Source organism: Pseudophaeobacter sp. C1-32P7 (assembly GCF_041008775.1).
GTDB lineage: Bacteria > Pseudomonadota > Alphaproteobacteria > Rhodobacterales > Rhodobacteraceae > Phycobacter > Phycobacter gallaeciensis_A.
Map to the genome: position 1 here is coordinate 1 of NZ_JAXGFR010000018.1, position 18580 is coordinate 18580.

Genomic DNA, 18580 nt, shown 5'->3' on the forward strand with positions numbered 1-18580 from the left:
TATTTGAAGGCGACCCTGGAAGCCATCGCCGCCGGTCACCCGGCCAGAAGGATCGACGAGCTGCTACCTTGGAACTTCACCCCGTCAAGCTGAACAGGCGTGGGGTGGCGACAGCGCTTACGAATATGTTTGAAGACGTCGTAATTTGCGAACCGGTCCGCACGCCGGTTGGCCGTTTCGGAGGCCAGTTCCGCGACCTGCACGCCCATGAGTTGGGCCGCATGGTGATCGAAGGCCTCTTGGCGCGCACCGACCTGCCGGGTGATCGCGTGGACGAGGTGATCTTCGCCCAATGCTACCCATCGATGGATGCGCCGGCGCTGGGCCGTGTGGTGGGGCTGGATGCCGGTCTGCCGATCAGCATTGGCGGCTATCAGATCGATCGCCGCTGCGGCTCTGGCCTGCAGGCGGTGATCAACGCAGTAATGCAGGTGGCGACCGGAGGGTCTTCGCTGGTGATCGCAGGCGGCGCCGAGTCGATGTCGAATGCGCCCTTCTATTCGACCAAGGGTCGCTGGGGCATCAAGGGCACCGCGATGGTGTTCGATGATGCGCTGGCGAAGGGACGTGTGACGGCAGGCGGGATCAACCACCCGGTGCCGGGGGGCATGCTGGAAACCGCCGAGAACCTGCGCCAAGAATACAATATCGGCCGCGAGGAACAGGATGCCTTTGCGGTGGAAAGCCATCGCCGCGCGGTGGCGGCGCAGGACGGCGGGCTGTTCGATGATGAAATCATTCCGGTGTCCGTCAAAAGCCGCAAGGGCGAAGAGACTTTCTCGAAGGATGAGCATCCGCGCCCCGAGGCCACGATGGAGAGCATGGCCAAGCTGCGCCCGATCCGGGGCGGTATCGACAGTCAGGCGACGGTCACGGCGGGCAATGCCTCTGGTCAGAACGACGGCGCCTCGGCGGCGATCATCACCACCCGCGCCATCGCGGAGGAACTGGGGCTCAAGGCCTATGCCCGGATCAAGTCCTGGGCCGTGGCCGGTGTCGGTCCCGAGGTCATGGGCATCGGCCCGGTGCCGTCGGTGGCCAAGGCGCTGGACCGTGCGGGTATGGCGCTGAAGGACATCGACCTGATCGAACTCAATGAAGCCTTCGCGGCGCAGGTTCTGGCCTGCACCCGTGAATGGCAATTCGCCGACAGCGATTTTGAGCGAATGAACGTCAATGGCTCGGGCATTTCGCTGGGGCACCCGGTGGGTGCGACCGGCGGACGGATCATGGCTGGGCTGCTGCGCGAGATGCACCGCCGCGATGCGCTGTATGGGGTTGAAACCATGTGCATCGGTGGCGGTCAGGGTCTGGCCGCGATCTTTGAAAAGGTCTGACCGGGCCGCGCTTTGCGCCTGATCTTAAAACGGACAGGGCCGCTCTGGCTGGAGCGGCCCTTTTTCGTGTGTGGAGTAGGTGACAGAAACGGCCGCCCCGATGTACTGGGACGGCCGCAGGGTCTGTCAGCCCGTTGGTCAGTCGTTGTTCAGCATGATCACGTTGCGCCGCGCGTTGCCGGCCATGGTGTCGGCAAAGGCCTCGTTCACCTGATCCAGCGTCCAGCGCCCGGTGATCAGCTCGTCCAGCTTCAGGCGGCCCTGCTGGTAGAGGTCCACGATCCAGGGAATGTCGCGCTTGATCACCACGTCGCCCATTTTCGAGCCGAGGATTTTCTGCCCCGCGTCCGCCATCACAAGCGGCGAATAGCTCGCGTTAGAGCCGAAATGCGGCATGCCGACCATGACGATCTTGCCGTTGTGGGCAAGGTAACGGGGCGCCTGATCATAGACCGCAGCGACACCGACCGTCACCAGCACCGCATCTGCGCCGCGCCCGTCCAGCAGCGCCTTCACCTCCTTGAAGGGTTTGCCTTCGGCCAGCACACCATGGGTGGCGCCAAAGGCTTTGGCGTCTTCCAGCTTGGCGGGGTTCATGTCGACCGCGACGATGCGGCGGGCGCCAGCGATACGGGCGCCCTGAATGGCATTGAGGCCGACACCGCCCGCGCCGATCACCACCACGTCGTCACCGGGGCGGACATTGGCGGTATTGATCGCGGCGCCGACGCCGGTGATCACGCCGCAGGAGATCAGCGATGCGGCGTCTTTTGGTATATCTGCAGGGATCTTCACGATCTGGCTTTGATCCACGACCACCTTTTCGGCAAAGGCACCTGCGAAAAGCGCTTGCCAGACCGGGTCACCTTGGGTCGTGCTGAGCGGCCCCTTGGACGGATCACCCGGTTCTTCGCAGACCGTGGGGTGGCCCTGGCCGCAGGACGGGCAGGTGCCGCAGGAACGGATCAGCGTGACGGCAACACTGTCGCCCACGGCAAAGCCTTTGACGCCCACGCCGACAGCGGTGACGATGCCTGCAGCCTCGTGCCCGAAGACCGCGGGAACGGCGCCGCCAAACCCACCCTGCCACAGCGAGATGTCCGAATGGCAGACAGCCACGGCATCAATCTTCACCTCGACTTCACCCAGTTCGGGCGCGCGCAGTTCCACCTCCTCGATCACAAGGGGCTCTCCGTGTTTGTGGCAAACGGCGGCTTTGACTTTGGTCATGGGAGGTCCTTTCGGTCTGTCGTGTCATGCGCGGGCAGCGCGGATTTCCGTATGTACATGAAGCTGCCGATTGCAGTGGCGCGCGGTCTTGGTCTGGATATCCGCGAAACGGAACATGCAAAGCTTCTCCTCTTTCGCAAATTTTAGGGTGCCATGGTGATTGTTAGCAATCTAATTAAACCACGTGACGCAACGGACTATGCGAAAACCAGCAACGCAACGGTCAGGATCGACATGGCGAGCGTGCCATAGGCAAGGTTCCAGCGCAGACCGACGCGGGCGGGATCTTCATCGATCATGCGCGCCGACAAGCGGACCGAGGCCGAAAACGGCGTTACGTTCACCACGATGGACCAGATCGACACCATGGTAACCGCAACCGCGAGCGGGCTGATGGCCAGTGGCGTCAGGTTCGGCAGCGTGCCCGCCAGGATGGTGACCGAGATGATCGGGCTGACGCCCACCATCGACAGCAGATAGGCGATCCAGCCCGCCAGCGCCAGAACCGCACCGCTGCCAAGTCCGAGGGCGACGATGGTCTGACCAAGGGCATTGGTGTCGATCAGCGGTAGCACCAGAACACCCAGAAAGGCCGAGGTTGTGAACAGGCCGATTTCGGAGCGCATGCTGGGCAATCCGGGGAGCAGCCCGGTCACGGTGGCTCGGGCGGTGCCGGTGAGCGCCGGAAGCGCGCCCTCATGCCAGCGCTGGATCGCCATCCAGCCAAGGGAGACCAGCGGCAAGCACAGAAGCAGCGCCTGAATGAGTGTAACGCCGAGTATTACGGAGACGCCCCAGGAAAACGACGGCACGAAGATTACCATCCCCATCAGCGGCAGCAATCCGGAAAGGGAGGGCGCCTCGGGCAAGCCCGGAAGCACCCGGCGCGGATAGCTCATCCGGTCGATCCCCCAGCCCAAAAGCAGCATCACCACCGCCAGCGGCAGTGAATAGATGACGATCTGCCCATAGGCGACGCTGGGAATGGCCGCAGTGATCAGTGCCATGGTGACGGTCATCGGCGACCACATCGGAAGCGAGGAAAACCCGCGCATCATGGCCAGCGTCATGCGGCGGCGGCGGATGCCCGCGATGCGCTTTTGCTCGTCGGTTTCGCCGGGAGATACACCCTTGGCGATCATTGTCCCCAAGAGGCCGATGGTCGAGAAATTCAAGAGGATGCCAAATACCGCCGCGCCGAAGGTCAGGACCAGATAGCGGCGGCCCGGGCGCTGGTTCACCAGAATCTCGCCCGAGCGCAGGATCAGCGGTGAGCTGTTCGCGGCGAACTGAAGGAAGCTGAGCGAGGTGAGGAAGAAGGCGAAGAACGCCGCCCTGTCGATGGCAGTGGAGGCGCGGGCAAGATCAAAGGTGCCTTGGCTGACTTCATAAAGCGGCAGCGCGATGCACAGTGAAAGGAGGATTAAAGCGACTTTGGACAGGCCGCGCAGCTCCAGCGCCAGAAAGCCCAGGATCCCCACGAGCTCCATCAGCCGCAGAGCGGGCGCATCGGTAAAGATTTCACCGATGGCCCCGATGCTGACAAGAAGAAGAAAAGCGGATGACAGCATTATTGGGCGCTGTATCGTGACGGCGAGGTTTGCTTGGCCATCTTGTCAGAACTCCTCAGAGCTGTGCGGGTTAGAGTGGTGCAGCTCCGTGTGAGAGCTGCCTCCGCCGGTTGCGGAAGCAGAGCCAAAGCCTTTTGCTTAGGGTATTTATCTTGCAAATAATAATCAAGCTAATTACCCTTTTTTGCCAAGCGGTCGCGCGGGCGGGCCGGGGGAGATTGGCGAAGTATGGGGCGGCAGTATGACCAAAAGCGATAAGGCAACCACGGCTCGCAATGAAGGGGTCTCGGGCCCGGTGTTTCAGGATATCGCGCGGTTTCGCGGTATTCTGTTTGACGGGCTATTGCGGCCGCACGACATCACCATGGCGCAGGGTTGGGCGGTGCTCAGCCTCATGCGAGAGGCTGGTCAGCGGCAGGCGGATCTTGCGGCCAAGCTGGACATCGGGCCAGTGACCACTTCCAAACTGATCGACCGGTTGGAGGCACGCGGCTTTGTTGAACGGCGCGCCGATCCCGGCGACCGGCGGTCGAAACGGATCTTTGCAACAGACAAGGCGCACCAGCTGATGGATATCATGACCGAGACGCAGCGCCAGGTGGATACCATAGCCAATACAGGGATCGAACCGGAAGAGCTGGCCACCACCATGAAGGTGCTGGCGAAGATGCGGCAGAACCTCAAGGCGTCGATGGCGCGGGATTGAGGCGGGTCAGGATCTCGTCTTAAGGCTGGGCTCAACCCGGGCAATGTGCTGGCCGGAGCTCCTTCCACTGTACAAGTCGATTGCCCCGACCGCCTGTGACGCGTGCCTTCGCCTCGGCACCTTCTTGGGACGGGACGAATTTGCAATTAATTACCAAGCTAATTGTTTGCCAAGTATCTATTCGGCCTTATAAGGGCGCTAACGCGCCCGGTCCGGTGCAGACCGGACCGGCATCCTTTGCAATGCGACAGGAGAAAACATGTCTTTGGTGCTCATCGAACGCCCCGGTGACCGGGTTGGTGTGATCCGGCTCAACCGCCCCGAACGGCGCAACGCGCTGTCGACCGAATTTCGCGGGGAAATCGCCAAGGCGGTGACCGAACTGGACGCCGACCCCGAAATCCGGTGCATCGTGATGACGGGCGATGAAAAGGCCTTTGCCGCAGGTGCTGATCTGGCCGAGCTGGCCGAGGTGCGGCCGATGCAGGAGGTCTTCGACCGTCTGGGTGCTGTCAAACGCGCGCTCGAAGCGTCGAATACCCCCGTCATCGCAGCGGTGCGTGGCATGGCGCTGGGCGGCGGTTGTGAGATGGCGATGATGTGCGACATCATCATTGCAGGCGACACCGCCAAATTCGGCCAGCCGGAAATCAAGGTGGGCATCATGCCCGGCGCCGGTGGCACCCAGAAGATCCTGCGCACGGCAGGCAAGGCCAAGGCGCTGCGTTACCTTCTGACAGGCGATCTGTTCCCGGCGGATGTGGCGTTGGACCTGGGCATCGTCTCAGAAGTGGTGCCGGATGCCGAGGTGGTGGACACGTCGCTTGCCATGGCCAAGAGGATCGCCGCCCAGCCTGCCAAGGCGGTGCAGGCGATCCGTGACGCGGTGCGCGAGGGGGCGAATACGCCGCTGGATACCGCGCTCATGCTGGAGAACCGCCTGTTCCAGATGCTGTTTTCCACTGACGATCAAAAAGAGGGAATGCGCGCCTTTCTTGAAAAACGCGCCCCCGAGTTCAAAGGACAATAAGTGATGGCTTATGCATTCGACGACATCAAAAAGGTTGGCGTGATCGGCGCCGGGCTCATGGGGGCGGGCATCGCGCAGGTGCTGGCGACCGTGGGCTATGACGTGGTGCTGAACGACATGAACGCCGAGGCGCTGGCCAAGGCGAAGACCGATATCGAAGGGCGTATCGACCGGCTGGTGGAGAAAGGCAAGCTGGAGGCGGACGCCGCCGCTGCGGTCAAGGGGCGGCTGACCATATCAGGCGACCTCACCTCCCTTGCGGATACGCAGATGGTGATCGAAGCCATCATCGAGCGGCTCGACATCAAACAGAGCCTGTTTGCCGAACTTGAGGGAATTGTCAGCGCGGACTGCATTCTTGCGTCGAACACCTCCTCGCTCTCTATCGCATCGATTGCGAAGAACTGCGAAAACCGCGCCCGCGTGGTGGGCATGCACTTCTTCAACCCGGTGCCGCTGATGAAGCTGGTGGAGGTGATCGGCGGCGCGGCCACCGATGCGGGCGTTGTCGATGCGACCTATGAAATGGGCAAGGCGATGGGCAAGGTGCCGGTGATCGCCAAGGATGGACCCGGCTTCATCGTGAACCTGGGTGGGCGGGCCTATTACACCGAAGGTCTGCATATCGAGGCCGAAGGCGTCGCCCCGCCTGAGCAGATCGACCGCATCATGAAGATGGCAGGCGGCTTCCGGATGGGCCCGTTCGAGTTGATGGATCTCACCGGCATCGACACCAACTTCCCGGTCTCGACCTTCATCTTCAACGGCTACCATAGCGATGCACGCCTGCGCACCACACCGCGCCATGGTTATATGGTTGAGGCGGGGCTGCTGGGGCGCAAGGTGGGGCGCGGTTTCTACGACTACGCGCAGGACCTGCCCAAGCTGCCGACCCCGCCCGAAGCCGGACCAAAGACCCCGCTGACCGCAGTTCTGCCGGAACGCTCCGATGCCTTTGCTCCGCTGGTGGAAAAGGGCCTCAGCGCTACCGAGGATGACGGCAAGGCGCCGATCCTGGTCAGCCCGCTTGGCGAGGATTGCACCAGCACCGTTGCCCGCCTTGGCCTTGACCCCAAACGCACCGTTGCAGTGGACCTGAGCGCGGTCGAACGCGGGATCGTTACCGTCATGACTGCTCCCGGTGGCTCGGATGTGCTGGAGGCGGTGACCACCTGGCTGGCGGGCGCGGGCCTGCATGTCGAGGCCATCAAGGACAGCCCCGGCTTTGTTGCACCGCGTATCATTTCGATGATCGTGAACCTGTGCTGCGAGATGGCGCAGATCGGCGTCGGCAGCCCCGAGGATCTGGGCAAGGCTATGACGATGGGACTCAACTACCCGTTCAACCCGCTGGAGTATGGCGACAAGGTCGGCGCAGACCGGGTGCTGTCGATCATGGAAGGGCTGCAATCCACGACCGGGTCGGAACGCTACCGCCCCAGCCTCTGGCTGAAACGCCGCGCGCTTCTGGGTCTGTCGCTCAGCACCGCGGACTGACAGGCGCGAATACTGCGAACGACGGGCGCGCTGGATCAGGCGCGCCCGGCAAGATACCCCAAAGTCACCGCCGCCAGCAGCCCGTTGCCCGATAGATAACCGCTGTCGCCGGTACCCGAAACGCCGCAGGCCGCGCCGCCCACGGCATGAAGGTTGTCAAAACTTCCACCCGCCGCGCGGCGCACCCGGGTCGTTGCGGGATCGACCTCTAGCCCGCCTTGGGTATGGAACAGCGCGCCGGTGACCTTCACCGCGTGATAGGTTGGGCGCAGTGGCGGGGTCTGCCCGCTCCAGAGTCTGCCAAAGGCGTCCGTGCCCTCGTTGGGTATATCGCCAAGGGTATTGGCCAGCGCATCTGCGGGCAGGCCAGCCGCCTTGGCAAGCTCTGCAATGCTTTCACCGGCTAGCACCGCGCCTTGCTTTTCTGCGTTCTTGAAATCCTCGAACTGCCGCGCCACGGCGGCGATGCGACTGTCGAACACCACCCAGGCGGTGCCGCCCGGCTGCGCCAGTACGGCGCGGGCTGCCTCGGAATAGCCCTGCGCCTCGTTCCAGAACCGTTTGCCCTGGCAATTCACCTGCACGCCGCCTTCGGTGATGGTGGCCCAGGTGATCAGGATGCCATGCGGATGCGCGACATTACCGTGCCCCTGATAGGCGCCCAGATGGGCGGTCGCTGCGCCCAGAGCCTGCCCCCAGGCCACGGCCTCGCCGCGGTTGCCGTCATGGCCGAACCAGACCGCATTGTCGATCTCTGCCATATAGGTGGAGACCATGGTGCGATTGCCACCAAAGCCGTTGCAGGCGAGGATCAGCCGCGCGCAGCCGATGGTTTCTGTACCGTCATCGGGCAGCTGCAACTGGGCGCCAAAGATGCGGTTTTCCTTTGAATAGAGCCTGATTGCGCGGCGATTGCAGATTAGCGGCACATCCAGCGCTTCGATCCGGGCGCGCAGGGCGTCGATCAGTTCCTGCCCGGAACGGGTCGGCAGCCCGTGCATGCGGCGGCGGCTGTGGCCGGGGTAGTCAAAGTCGGTGACCAGTGAAAACGGCAACCCGTGATCGCGGGCCAGCCATTCGATCACCGGCGCCGCCGTGCTGGCCATGCTGGCGACCAGATCCGGATCGTTTTCATCATGGGCCTTGGCCTGAATGTCCTGCGCAAACCGCTCTGCGTTATCCTGGATGCCTGCCTCGGTCTGAAACTGCGTGCCCGCAGCGGGGATCAGACCGGCGCTGAGCGCGGTGGACCCCGATGGTACGGCGTCGGCCTCGACCAGCAGAACTTCCTGTCCTGCCTCATGGGCGGCCAGGGCGGCCACCATCCCCGCAGCGCCCGCCCCGATGATCAGGGTTTCGACCGTCAGGTCAAAGGATGCGGGTGGTTCAGCGACATCAGGACTTGCCATCGAACCGCTTTCCAAGGGCCAGCATTTCAGGTGTTCCAATGGCCGCGTTCAGCCCGTCGAAATCGTGCATCCGGTCGGAAAATGGCTTGTTAGAGCCTGATTCTTTCAGGCTGGCATAGTAATTCTGCGCGGTCATCGCCAGGGCGCGGACGATACCACCGGGGAAGATCACGATGTCGAAGCCCATGTCCTGAAGGGTCGTGGCCGAGGAAATCGGCGTGGCTCCGCCTTCGACCATATTCGCCAGCAGCGGCACCTTGCCTGTGAAGGTCGCCGCGATCTTTGCCAGCTCATCACTGTCCCGCGGGGCCTCAATGAACAGCACGTCGGCGCCTGCCTCGATGTAGCTGCCGGCCCGGTCGATGGCGGCATCAAATCCTTCGACGGCGATGGCATCGGTGCGGGCAATGATCAGCGTGTCCTGACGGCGGGCATCGGCCATGGCGGCGATCTTGCCCGCCATCTCGGTCTTGGAGATCAGCGATTTGTCGGACAGGTGGCCGCATCTTTTGGGATAGCTCTGGTCTTCGACCTGAAGGGCGGCGGCGCCTGCCCGTTCATAGCTTTGCATGGTGCGCCGTGCATTGAGCGCGTTGCCAAAGCCGGTGTCGGCATCCATGATCACCGGAAGGTCGGTGCGATCCGCGATCAACGCCATGGTATCTGCCATCTCCGAGGCGGTGGTGAGACCGATATCGGGGCGGCCAAGGCGGGTGTAGGCCACCGCGGCCCCCGACAGGTATAGGGCCTCGAACCCGGCATCGGTGGCCAGCGCGGCCGTCAGGCCATCATAGACACCGGGGGCCAGCAGGATCTCGGGCGAGGTCAGGCGCTTGCGCAGGCTCATGACATGCCTCCCAGCAGTGTCACTGCCTCGGCGCAGGTCATGATCTCCGTCACCGAGCCGAGAGATTTCAGAGTGGCCTCGTGCACGTCGTCCTTGAAGGCCGCGCAGCCATCCGACAGCAGGATAGTGTGGATATCGCGCAGATGGGCATCGCGGACAGTGCTGGCAACGCCGCCATTGGTGACGATACCGCCGATGATCAGCGTGTCGATCTTCATAGCCCGCAGAATATATTCAAGACGGGTCTGATACAGCGCCGAATAGGCCACCTTTTCCACCGTGAAATCGGCCGGAGCCAGAGTATCGACAAGGCTGTGCCCAAAGCTGCCCGGTTCAAAATCGCCCTTGGTCAGAAAGGGGCGCAGCTTTTTCAGGTGCGGCGAGATCAGCGGCTCCCCACCACGACCCGGCACCAGCGTGAACTGGGCCGAGATATAACTCCCCCCGGCCTTGGTCAGGGCGGTTTTCACCGGCGCGATCCGGTCCGGAAGGGCCTTGATGCTGTCGGCGCCCTGACCCGCACGGCCATAGGCACCCTCGGGGTGCAAAAAGTCGTTTTGCAGGTCAATTGTCAGCAGGGCAGTGGAGGAGGGGGTCATGCGCTGGCCCTTTCGATCAGTGTATTGCCGTAGGCGTCGACTTTGCCGACGAGCCCGGGTTCGATCAAGACGGTGGTGTCGGGTTGCTCCAGAATGGCCGGACCCGCGATTTCGGCGCCTACGGGCAGGGCCAGCCGGTCATAGAGGCTGGTTTTGTGCCAGGTGCCGTCGAAATGCACCTGCCGCGTGCCCCGGAAGGCCTGCTCGGTACTGCCGCCCTTGGGTGCCAGCGTTGCCAGATCGAACCGCGGACGGCGGCCTGTGATGGCCGAGCGCAGGTTGATCACCCGCCGGGTGCCGTTTTCCAGAAGTCGACCGTAGGTGGCGCGATAAGCCGCATCAAAGGCATCGGCGATCTGCGCCTCGGTCGGCGGTGTCACGACGCCATTTTCAACGGTGACCGGCAGGGTGACGGGCACCGTGTGGGTTTGCCCGAGATAGGCCATATCAAGGGTGAATTCGGTGTCGCGCCGCTCGAAATGGGTGCGCGCCGCGTCCAGTGTGGCCAGCCCGCTGTCGACGTGGCTTTGCATGAACCCGGTCAGGCTTTGCAGGTCGATACCGGCCAGGACCGAATTGATAGTCTGCACGAAATCCTGCCTCATATCGGCGATCACGCAGCCCATCGCCGAGGTCACGCCGGGATAGCGCGGCACGATGGCGCGGGCGAGACCGACCTCGGCCAGCATGGCGCCCGAATGCAGCGCGCCGCCACCGCCAAAAGGCATGAATGCAAAACGTTCGGGATCAAAGCCGCGCTCGATAGAGACCAGCCTGAGCGCTCCGGCCATACGGCTATTGGCAACGCGCAGGATCGCCTCGGCGGCTTGCAGTGCATCCATGCCCAGCGGACGCCCGACGTGTTCCAGGATCGCGGCCTTGGCGGCCTCGACATCCAGCCGGTCCAGCTTACCGCCGATGGGGTTGTCGGGATCAATGCGGCCCAGAACGACATTGGCATCGGTCACGGTGGGGCGGGTGTTGCCCTGACCATAGGCCACTGGGCCGGGAGTGGAGCCGGCGCTTTCCGGTCCGATGTTCAGCAGGCCACCCTTGTCGACCCAGGCAATCGAGCCGCCGCCCGCGCCGATAGTGGTGATTTCGATCATCGGGGAGCGGACCACCATGCCGAAATCGATCGAGGTTTGCGGCGACAGCATGGATGCGCCCTTGGCGATCAGGCTGACATCAAAGGAGGTGCCGCCCATGTCGCCGGTGATAACATCTGGAAATCCGGCCGCTTCGGCAATGTATCCGGCTGCGATGACACCAGCCGCCGGGCCCGACAGAGCAGTGCGGACAGGCAGTTTTGCCGCCGTGTCCACATCCATCACGCCGCCATTGGACTGGACGATCATGAACTCCCCGGCGAACCCGCCGTCCTTCAGCGCGGTTTCGAGCCGCGCTAGATAACCCGAGACTTCGGGTTGCAGATAGGCATTGAGCGCGGTCGTGGAAAAACGTTCGAATTCCCGGATTTCCGGCAGGATCTCCGAAGATGCCGAAACATGCGCATTGGGCCACATCTCGCGCACGGCAGAAACGGCGGCACGTTCGTTTTCGCCATTGGCATAGCTGTTGGCAAAGAGGATCGCGCAGGCAAGGCACCCTTCGTCGATCAGTTGCTGAGCTGCGGCGCGCACCGCGTCCAGATCCACCGGCGTGCGCACGGTGCCATCGGCCAGTGTGCGCTCCGGCACCTCCAGCCGCAGGGCGCGGTCCACCACCGGAGTGAAGTTCCCCCGTAGACCCCAGGTGCGCGGGCGATCGCGGCGGCGCATCTCCAGAACGTCACGTAGGCCCATTGTGGTGATCACCCCGATCCGGGCGCCCTTACGCTCCAGCAGCGCATTGGTGCCTGCGGTGGTTCCGTGCACCACCACCGAGACGGTCGAAAGATCATCGACGCGGGAATTGATCCCGGACAGGAAGCCGCCGGATTGGTCCGGGCGCGTGGTGGGCACCTTGGCGACTTCGGCGGTGCCGGTGGCTTCGTCCAGAACGAAGATATCGGTGAAGGTGCCGCCGACATCGACGCCGATCATGCGGTTGCTGCTGGTCATTGGGTCACCTCTTTCCAGGCCGGGCCATAGGTTTCGGTCGCTGCGTCAGGGCTCATCAAGCCGCCTGTCACATCGCGGGCGACATCGGCTGCCGGGCGCTGTGACGCCGGGCCGTAGCCGCCGCCGCCTGGGGTATCGAGCCGCACTGACTGGCCGCGCTCCAGCTTGATTCCAACCATTTTCGAGGCCATCGGCGGGTGATGCCAGCCATCTGCCTGCTCGTAGGAAAAGACATTGAGCGCAGCATCGCCGCCGCCAGCCGCGCCCTTGGGCGCAAAGCGGCCACGTTCACCGAAGAGGAAGGCGGTGGCGCTTTCCTCCAGTACTTCAATTTCATAGGTCGCGCCCATGCCGCCCCGATGCATGCCGGGGCCTGCGCTGTCTGGGCGCAGGGCCCATTGCTTGAACATCACCGGATAGGCTGCCTCAAGGATTTCCATCGGCGGGATTGTCGCGGTCGAAATTGGCGCATTGCCGTGATTCAGCCCGTCGCCTTCGATGGAGCCGCCATGGCCGCCGCCGTAAAAGCTGAACATGACCCAGGGTTGACCATTGGCGCGTTTGCCGGAAATCGACAGGGCGTTGATGGTGCCATAGGCATTGGCGACGACGCGATCCGGCGCCGCCTGTGAGGCCGCGGCAAAGATCACGTCAACCATGCGCAGGATCGTTTCGGTGTAGCCGCCGACCGGCGCCGGGAAGGGCGCAGACAGCAGCGATCCATCGGGGATCTTCACCTCGATCGGGCGCATTACGCCAGAGTTCGCAGGCAGGGACGGGAAGATATGCTTGATCGCCACATAGGCGGTTGCGACCGCCGTCGGCAGTGCAATGTTCACCGGGCCTGCGCAGCGGTCTGCCGTTCCTGTGAAATCCAGCGTCATCCGGTCATCATTGATCTCCAGCGCGACTTTGATTGCCAGCGGCGTATCGGTGATGCCATCATTGTCGAGGAAATCCTCGGCCTCCCAGCGACCGTCGGGCAGTTCACTCAGCTCCGAACGCATCAGCGCTTCGGCACGGTCCTGCAAGGCATCAAGGGCCGCGCGCACGGTTTCGGCGCCATATTCGGCCAGCAATTCGTCAAGACGTTTCACGCCCAGATCCAGCGCTCCCAGCTGACCGTTCAGATCGCCCTGCGCCGATTGCGGCAGACGGGTGTTGCGCATCAGGATGTCGGTGATGTCGGTTTGGATCTTGCCTGCCTTGGCCAGCCGGACCGGCGGCAGGACAAAGGCCTCCTGAAAGGCATCGGTGGCAGCGGGGTTGTAGTTGCCCGGCACAGCGCCGCCCACATCGTGCCAATGTCCGACCGAGGCGAGATAGCAGAACAGTTTGCCATCGTGGAAATAGGGCCGCACCAGCCGCATGTCGCTGAGGTGGGTGCCGCCCAGATGCGCATCGTTGAAAATATAGATGTCGCCGTCTTCCAGGTCGCCGTTTTCGGCGGCCTTTTCGATGACGGCCTTCACCGCAAAGGACATCACCCCGACAAAGATAGGCAGGCCGGATTTGCCCTGTACCAGAGTGTCGCCCGACACCGCGTGATAGAGGCCGTGCGATGCGTCATGGGCCTCGGCGATGATTGGGTTGAAGGCGGCGCGAAACAGAGTGGCATCCATTTCATCCGCGATTTGCTCCATCCGTCCGGCCAGCACGGCCAGCGTGATCGGGTCTATCTCTTTGGTCATGGGTTTGCCTTTGTTTCAGCGATATCGTTCCAGACGTCCTGCCGGGTGAGGCGCCCGTCCACCACTTCGAAGCGGTCGATGAACCGGATGCCGCTGAAGGGGGTGCCATCCGGCCATTCGCCCGACAGGGTGCCGCGGCAATAGACAACGGCGGCGTCCTGCGGCGATTGCAGCGCTTCGAAGCCCTCGTATGTCTTGGTGACGAAATTGTATCGGGGCTTTGCCCATTCGATCAGCTCTTCCAGCGTCGTCATCGGGGCGGTGCCAGGGAACGTCATGGAGAAGCCGGGAGCCAGCAGCGCCCGGGCCGTGTGTATCTCTCGCGCTTCCATCGCGGTCAGGTAGTTGCGCACTAGAGATACCGGATCGGGCAGGGCGGGGGCGGGGCTGCGATGCGCGCCGCCGCGCATGTAACCCGCAGGATCCAGCTCATGAATCATAACGGTGACGGCCTCGGGCGGGGCGGGCACGACGATTCGCACCGCGTTGGTCAGCGCCGCGCACAGCCGCGTTTTCTCGTCTGCGCTATATCCCTGCATCACGTGGAGTTCGATGACGGGCATGAAGTCTCCTTTTCTAAATTGGTATCTTTTATAATGCAGATTATTTGCTGCGCATAGGTCAAATATTTTGAACATCTGTGAATAGATTTGTTGCTTTTGAAAAAACCATCGCTAGGCTTGAGAGGCAGTGAAAGGAGAAATATGGGACAGAATCTGGCATCTTCCGCAAGCAAAGGTCTGCCTGAAGGGGGCAAGGCGCAGCGTGTCTTTTTGCATCTGCATCAAGAGATTACCCGTGGTGTCTACGCGCCGGGGAGCGTGCTGCCGGGTGAGCAGAAGCTGGCCGCGACTCTGGGCGTGTCCCGTGTCACTGTGCGTCGGGCGCTAGATGTGCTGGAGAAGGACGGGCTGGTTGAGCGCCGTGTCGGATCCGGCACAACGGTCTGCGCGCAGAAGTCCAGTCCTTCGATGGCGGCGGACTTCAGTACCCTGATGCCGCAGTTGGTTGAAATGGGGCAGAACACCACTGCACGGCTGCTCTCCTTCAGCTATGGCGCTGCGCCCGGCGGCGTTGCCGAGGCGCTGGGCCTTGGGGCGCAGGTGCGGGTTCAAACAGCGGTACGCCTGCGTCTGGTTGAAAATGAACCTTTCTCCCATCTGACCACATGGGTGCCGGAAGAAATCGCGCAGAATTACACAGAGGCTGAACTGGCCACGACGCCACTGTTCCGCCTTCTGGAGCGCTCGGGCGTCAAAGTCGACTCCGCCCATCAGACGGTCAGCGCGACGCTGGCCTCTCCGGAAGTTGCGGAAACGCTGGGTGTTCGGATCGGTGCACCGCTCTTGTCCCTCGACCGGGTTGTGCGCGACGAGGAAGGCCGCGGAGTCGAATACCTTGCTGCGCTCTACCGGCCTGACATGTTCCGGCTTGAGATGTCGCTGAACCACGTCGGCGTGGGCGAAACCCGCCACTGGGAGCCGGTGATCAATCCGGCCCGCAAAGAGGCAGCCGAATGACTACCCCGCAGCCCCTGTTCGACAAGCTCTGGGCTGCGCATGAGATCATGCGACGCGACGATGGCATGTCCCTCTTGTGGGTGGACCGGCATCTGGTGCACGAAGGCTCGCACCACGCCTTTGCCAAGCTGGCGCAGCGGGGCCTGAAAGTGGCCGAACCTGATCTGACCTTTGCGGTGGTCGATCACTATGCGCCAACACGACCGGGCGCTGTCGCGCCCGATATCCGCCGGATGATCGACACTCTGGGCCAGAATGCACGGGCACAGGGTATCCGGCTGTTCGATCTGCACGATCCGGGGCAGGGCATTGTGCATGTGCTTGGCCCCGAGCAGGGGCTGACGCTGCCTGGACTACTGATCAACTGCGGGGATAGCCATACCTCCACTCACGGGGCGCTTGGGGCTTTGGCCTTTGGCGTCGGGGCGACCGAAGTCGCCCATATTCTGGCAACCCAAACGATCTGGCAGCGTCGGCCCAAGACCATGCGGATTTCGGTCAATGGCGCCCTTGGCGCTGGTGTCACGGCCAAGGATCTTGCACTGCACTGGATCGCTGAACTGGGCGCGGATGGCGCCAGGGGTCACGCAATCGAATACGCGGGCAGCGCGGTTGAGGCGTTGAGCATCGAAGGTCGCCTGACCCTGTGCAATCTCAGCATCGAGGGTGGTGCCCGGCTGGGTCTGATCGCGCCGGATCAGATCACTTTCGACTATCTGAAAGGGCGCAATTTCGCCCCGAAGGGTGCCGCCTGGGAGGCTGCTCTGGCGGATTGGCAAAAGCTCTACAGCGATGCGGAGGCCATCTTCGATCAGGAGGTTGCAATCGAAGCCGCAGAGATCGCCCCGACGGTGACCTGGGGTACCTCTCCGGAAGAGGCGCTGCCGATTACTGGCCGTGTGCCGCGCCCGGCAGACCTGCCCGGAGGAAAGCAGGGTCAGGCGCGTGCGACGCTCGATTACATGGGCCTTGAAGCAGGGATGCCGCTTGAGGACATCGCGGTTGATCAGGTGTTCATCGGCTCCTGCACCAATGGCCGGATCGAGGATCTGCGCCTCGCGGCCAAGGTTCTGGCGGGACGCCAGGCCAAGGTGCCCGGTCTGGTATCGCCGGGATCCGCCGTTGTCAAGAAACAGGCCGAGGCTGAAGGGCTGGCGCAGATCTTTACCGATGCGGGCCTGGAATGGGCCGATGCTGGCTGTTCCATGTGTGTGGGCATGAATGGCGATCTGGTCGAGGCGGGCAAACGCTGCGCCTCCTCCACCAACCGGAATTTCCGCGGGCGGCAAGGACGCGGCGCGCGGACCCATCTGATGAGTCCCGCCATGGTCGCCGCCGCCGCCGTTACCGGACATCTTGCCGATGTGCGCCCGCTGCTGGAGGGCCGGTCATGAGTGGGTGGAGCAAGATCGAAGGCCGGGCGGTGGCGCTGGCGCAGGAGAATGTGGACACGGATCAGCTGATCCCGGCGCGGTTCATGTCGGCGCCGCGCAGCGAGGGGTATGGCCAATTTCTGCTGCACGATGCGCGTCAGGATGACGACGTGCATGTGCTGAACCTGCATCCCGGCGCCTCGGTGCTCGTGACGCGGCGCAATTTCGGCAGCGGTTCCAGCCGCGAGGCTGCCGTTTATGCGCTGGTGGATTTCGGGATCAAGGCAGTCTTCGCCCCCAGTTTTGGCGATATCTTTGCTGGCAACGCCGTCAACAACGGCCTGCTGCCCGCACGCCTGCCAGAAGAACAGATCGAGGCGCTGATCAGCGCCATCGGCAGCAATGATGTGGCGGCCACCGTCGATCTGGCTGCTGGCCGTGCCAGCATCGCCGGGCAGGAGGTCTCTTTCGAGATTGACCCCGTCTGGCAGCAAAAACTGGTCAACGGTTGGGACGACATCGACCTGACCGCTCAGCACCAAGAACGGATTTCAACGTTTCGGGCGGCCCGTGCTTCTCAGCACCCATGGGCCTGGCCCGCGACGTAAAACGGCAACGGGCCCTGCTGGGGGCCGAGGCCACAACCAAAGGGGCGTCACAAGGCACCCCATCACCAGGGAGAAAGACAAAATGAAGCACAGTATGATTGGTGCAGTCCTTGTCACCACGGCGATGACCTCGGCTGCCTTTGCCGAAGACACGCTGACCGCCGTACACGCCTTTCCGGAATCGCTGATCTACACCAAATCCTTCCTTGAGTTCGTCGACAAGGTGAACGCGGCGGGTGAAGGTGTCGTCAATATCGAGGTCCGTGGCGGCCCCGAGGCCATCGGCATGTTCCAGCAGCCGGACGCGGTGCGTTCGGGCGTTGTGGACATGGTCTACACACCGGGCAGCTTCTATGCCGGCGCCCTGCCGGAAAAAGACGCGCTTGTGACCTCAAACCTGACGGCGGTGGAAACCCGCGCCAATGGCGGTCTGGAACTGATTGACCAGATCCACCAGGAAAAGATGGGCGTCAAATACCTCGGCTGGTTCGACTCGGGAGTCTGCTACAACCTGTGGACCCGCAATGAGCCGAAGCTGGACGCGGACGGCAACCTTGATGTGTCCGGTCTGAAACTGCGCGGCAACGCGGTCTACAATGCATTCTTCACCGAATATCTGGGCGCGCAGGTGATCGACCTGCCCACCACCGAAGTCTATTCGGCGCTGGAGCGCGGCGTGGTGGATGCGACCGGTTGGACCCAGATCGGCCTGATCGATCTGAAGTGGAACGAATTCCTGAACTACCGGATCGAACCCTGCTTCTTCTCGACCGACCTTGGCACCATCGTGAATCTCGACAAGTGGAACAGCCTGTCCGAGGAATCGCGCAAGATCCTGCAGGATGTCGCAATCGCCCACGAGGCGGAAAGCGCCGCCAAACTGGGTGCCCTGCGCGACGCGGATTTCGCGGCCCTTGAAGAGGCCGGCATGAAAGTCGTGACCTTGGAAGGTGACGCCGCCGACGCCTATCTGGCGGCCGCCACGCAGAAAACCTGGGACCGCATGAAGGGCCTGATGGCCGACAGCCCCCAGGGGGACGGCAACTACGACAAGCTGATCGAGCTGTTCTACGACAAGTAAACAGCCACGGGGCGGCAC

17 protein-coding genes are annotated in these 18580 nt (G+C 62.9%); 9 read left to right on the plus strand and 8 right to left on the minus strand.

Annotated elements, in window-relative coordinates; translation table 11 throughout:
* Window positions 1-93 (plus strand): transposase domain-containing protein (locus SM763_RS19565; protein WP_490363258.1); only part of this gene is annotated, 93 nt, incomplete at its 5' end.
* 32 nt (window positions 94-125) lie between these two features.
* Complete coding sequence (locus tag SM763_RS19570; protein WP_065272351.1) at window positions 126-1337, plus strand: acetyl-CoA C-acetyltransferase; 1212 nt, start codon at window positions 126-128, stop codon at window positions 1335-1337.
* 138 nt (window positions 1338-1475) lie between these two features.
* Here SM763_RS19570 and SM763_RS19575 read toward each other — a convergent pair whose 3' ends face one another.
* Window positions 1476-2567: a Zn-dependent alcohol dehydrogenase gene (locus tag SM763_RS19575; protein WP_368999488.1), complete on the minus strand. Its 1092-nt coding sequence runs from the start codon at window positions 2565-2567 to the stop codon at window positions 1476-1478.
* Between the two features lie 197 nt (window positions 2568-2764).
* The gene (locus SM763_RS19580; RefSeq protein ID WP_368999489.1) at window positions 2765-4138 is read right to left on the minus strand and encodes a hypothetical protein; all 1374 of its coding nucleotides are present in this window, start codon (window positions 4136-4138) and stop codon (window positions 2765-2767) included.
* Window positions 4139-4379: 241 nt separating this feature from the next.
* On the opposite strand from SM763_RS19580, the gene SM763_RS19585 reads away from it, so the two are divergent.
* The 3 genes from SM763_RS19585 (at window position 4380) to SM763_RS19595 (ending at window position 7371) form a co-directional block, all read left to right on the plus strand.
* Window positions 4380-4844 (plus strand): MarR family winged helix-turn-helix transcriptional regulator, encoded by a 465-nt coding sequence (locus SM763_RS19585; protein ID WP_347510700.1) that lies wholly within the window; start codon window positions 4380-4382, stop codon window positions 4842-4844.
* 259 nt (window positions 4845-5103) lie between these two features.
* The gene (locus SM763_RS19590) at window positions 5104-5874 is read left to right on the plus strand and encodes an enoyl-CoA hydratase-related protein (RefSeq protein WP_368999490.1); all 771 of its coding nucleotides are present in this window, start codon (window positions 5104-5106) and stop codon (window positions 5872-5874) included.
* Window positions 5875-5877: 3 nt separating this feature from the next.
* Complete coding sequence (locus SM763_RS19595) at window positions 5878-7371, plus strand: 3-hydroxyacyl-CoA dehydrogenase (RefSeq protein WP_368999491.1); 1494 nt, start codon at window positions 5878-5880, stop codon at window positions 7369-7371.
* A 35-nt stretch (window positions 7372-7406) separates the two neighbouring features.
* On the opposite strand, the gene SM763_RS19600 is transcribed toward SM763_RS19595, so the two are convergent.
* The 6 genes from SM763_RS19600 to SM763_RS19625 are packed head-to-tail and all read right to left on the minus strand — an operon-like array spanning window position 7407 to window position 14543.
* Window positions 7407-8780: an FAD-dependent oxidoreductase gene (locus SM763_RS19600; RefSeq protein WP_368999492.1), complete on the minus strand. Its 1374-nt coding sequence runs from the start codon at window positions 8778-8780 to the stop codon at window positions 7407-7409.
* A complete protein-coding gene (locus tag SM763_RS19605; protein ID WP_368999493.1) occupies window positions 8767-9627 on the minus strand; it encodes an isocitrate lyase/PEP mutase family protein in 861 nt (286 codons plus the stop codon). The genes SM763_RS19600 and SM763_RS19605 overlap by 14 nt, the downstream gene beginning before the upstream one ends.
* Entirely contained in the window at window positions 9624-10226 is a 603-nt protein-coding gene (locus SM763_RS19610; protein WP_368999494.1) for a cysteine hydrolase family protein, read from the minus strand. Before SM763_RS19610 ends, SM763_RS19605 begins: the two co-directional genes overlap by 4 nt.
* Window positions 10223-12289 carry a hydantoinase/oxoprolinase family protein gene (locus SM763_RS19615; protein ID WP_347508811.1) on the minus strand — a complete coding sequence of 689 codons (2067 nt, stop codon included), beginning with the start codon at window positions 12287-12289 and terminating at the stop codon, window positions 10223-10225. The genes SM763_RS19610 and SM763_RS19615 overlap by 4 nt, the downstream gene beginning before the upstream one ends.
* Window positions 12286-13980, minus strand: a complete 1695-nt coding sequence (locus tag SM763_RS19620; protein ID WP_368999495.1) for a hydantoinase B/oxoprolinase family protein — start codon at window positions 13978-13980, stop codon at window positions 12286-12288. The genes SM763_RS19615 and SM763_RS19620 overlap by 4 nt, the downstream gene beginning before the upstream one ends.
* Window positions 13977-14543 carry a nuclear transport factor 2 family protein gene (locus SM763_RS19625; RefSeq protein WP_368999496.1) on the minus strand — a complete coding sequence of 189 codons (567 nt, stop codon included), beginning with the start codon at window positions 14541-14543 and terminating at the stop codon, window positions 13977-13979. The genes SM763_RS19620 and SM763_RS19625 overlap by 4 nt, the downstream gene beginning before the upstream one ends.
* A 141-nt stretch (window positions 14544-14684) precedes the next feature.
* On the opposite strand from SM763_RS19625, the gene SM763_RS19630 reads away from it, so the two are divergent.
* The 4 genes from SM763_RS19630 (at window position 14685) to dctP (ending at window position 18562) form a co-directional block, all read left to right on the plus strand.
* Complete coding sequence (locus tag SM763_RS19630; RefSeq protein ID WP_065272363.1) at window positions 14685-15500, plus strand: GntR family transcriptional regulator; 816 nt, start codon at window positions 14685-14687, stop codon at window positions 15498-15500.
* On the plus strand, window positions 15497-16894 hold the full coding sequence (leuC, locus tag SM763_RS19635) for a 3-isopropylmalate dehydratase large subunit (RefSeq protein WP_368999498.1): 1398 nt from the start codon (window positions 15497-15499) through the stop codon (window positions 16892-16894). The genes SM763_RS19630 and leuC overlap by 4 nt, the downstream gene beginning before the upstream one ends.
* Window positions 16891-17481: a 3-isopropylmalate dehydratase small subunit gene (leuD, locus tag SM763_RS19640; protein WP_274831513.1), complete on the plus strand. Its 591-nt coding sequence runs from the start codon at window positions 16891-16893 to the stop codon at window positions 17479-17481. The genes leuC and leuD overlap by 4 nt, the downstream gene beginning before the upstream one ends.
* An 82-nt stretch (window positions 17482-17563) precedes the next feature.
* Window positions 17564-18562, plus strand: coding sequence for a TRAP transporter substrate-binding protein DctP (dctP, locus tag SM763_RS19645; RefSeq protein WP_065272366.1), 999 nt, complete (start codon window positions 17564-17566; stop codon window positions 18560-18562).
* The last annotated feature ends 18 nt before the right edge of the window (window positions 18563-18580 follow it).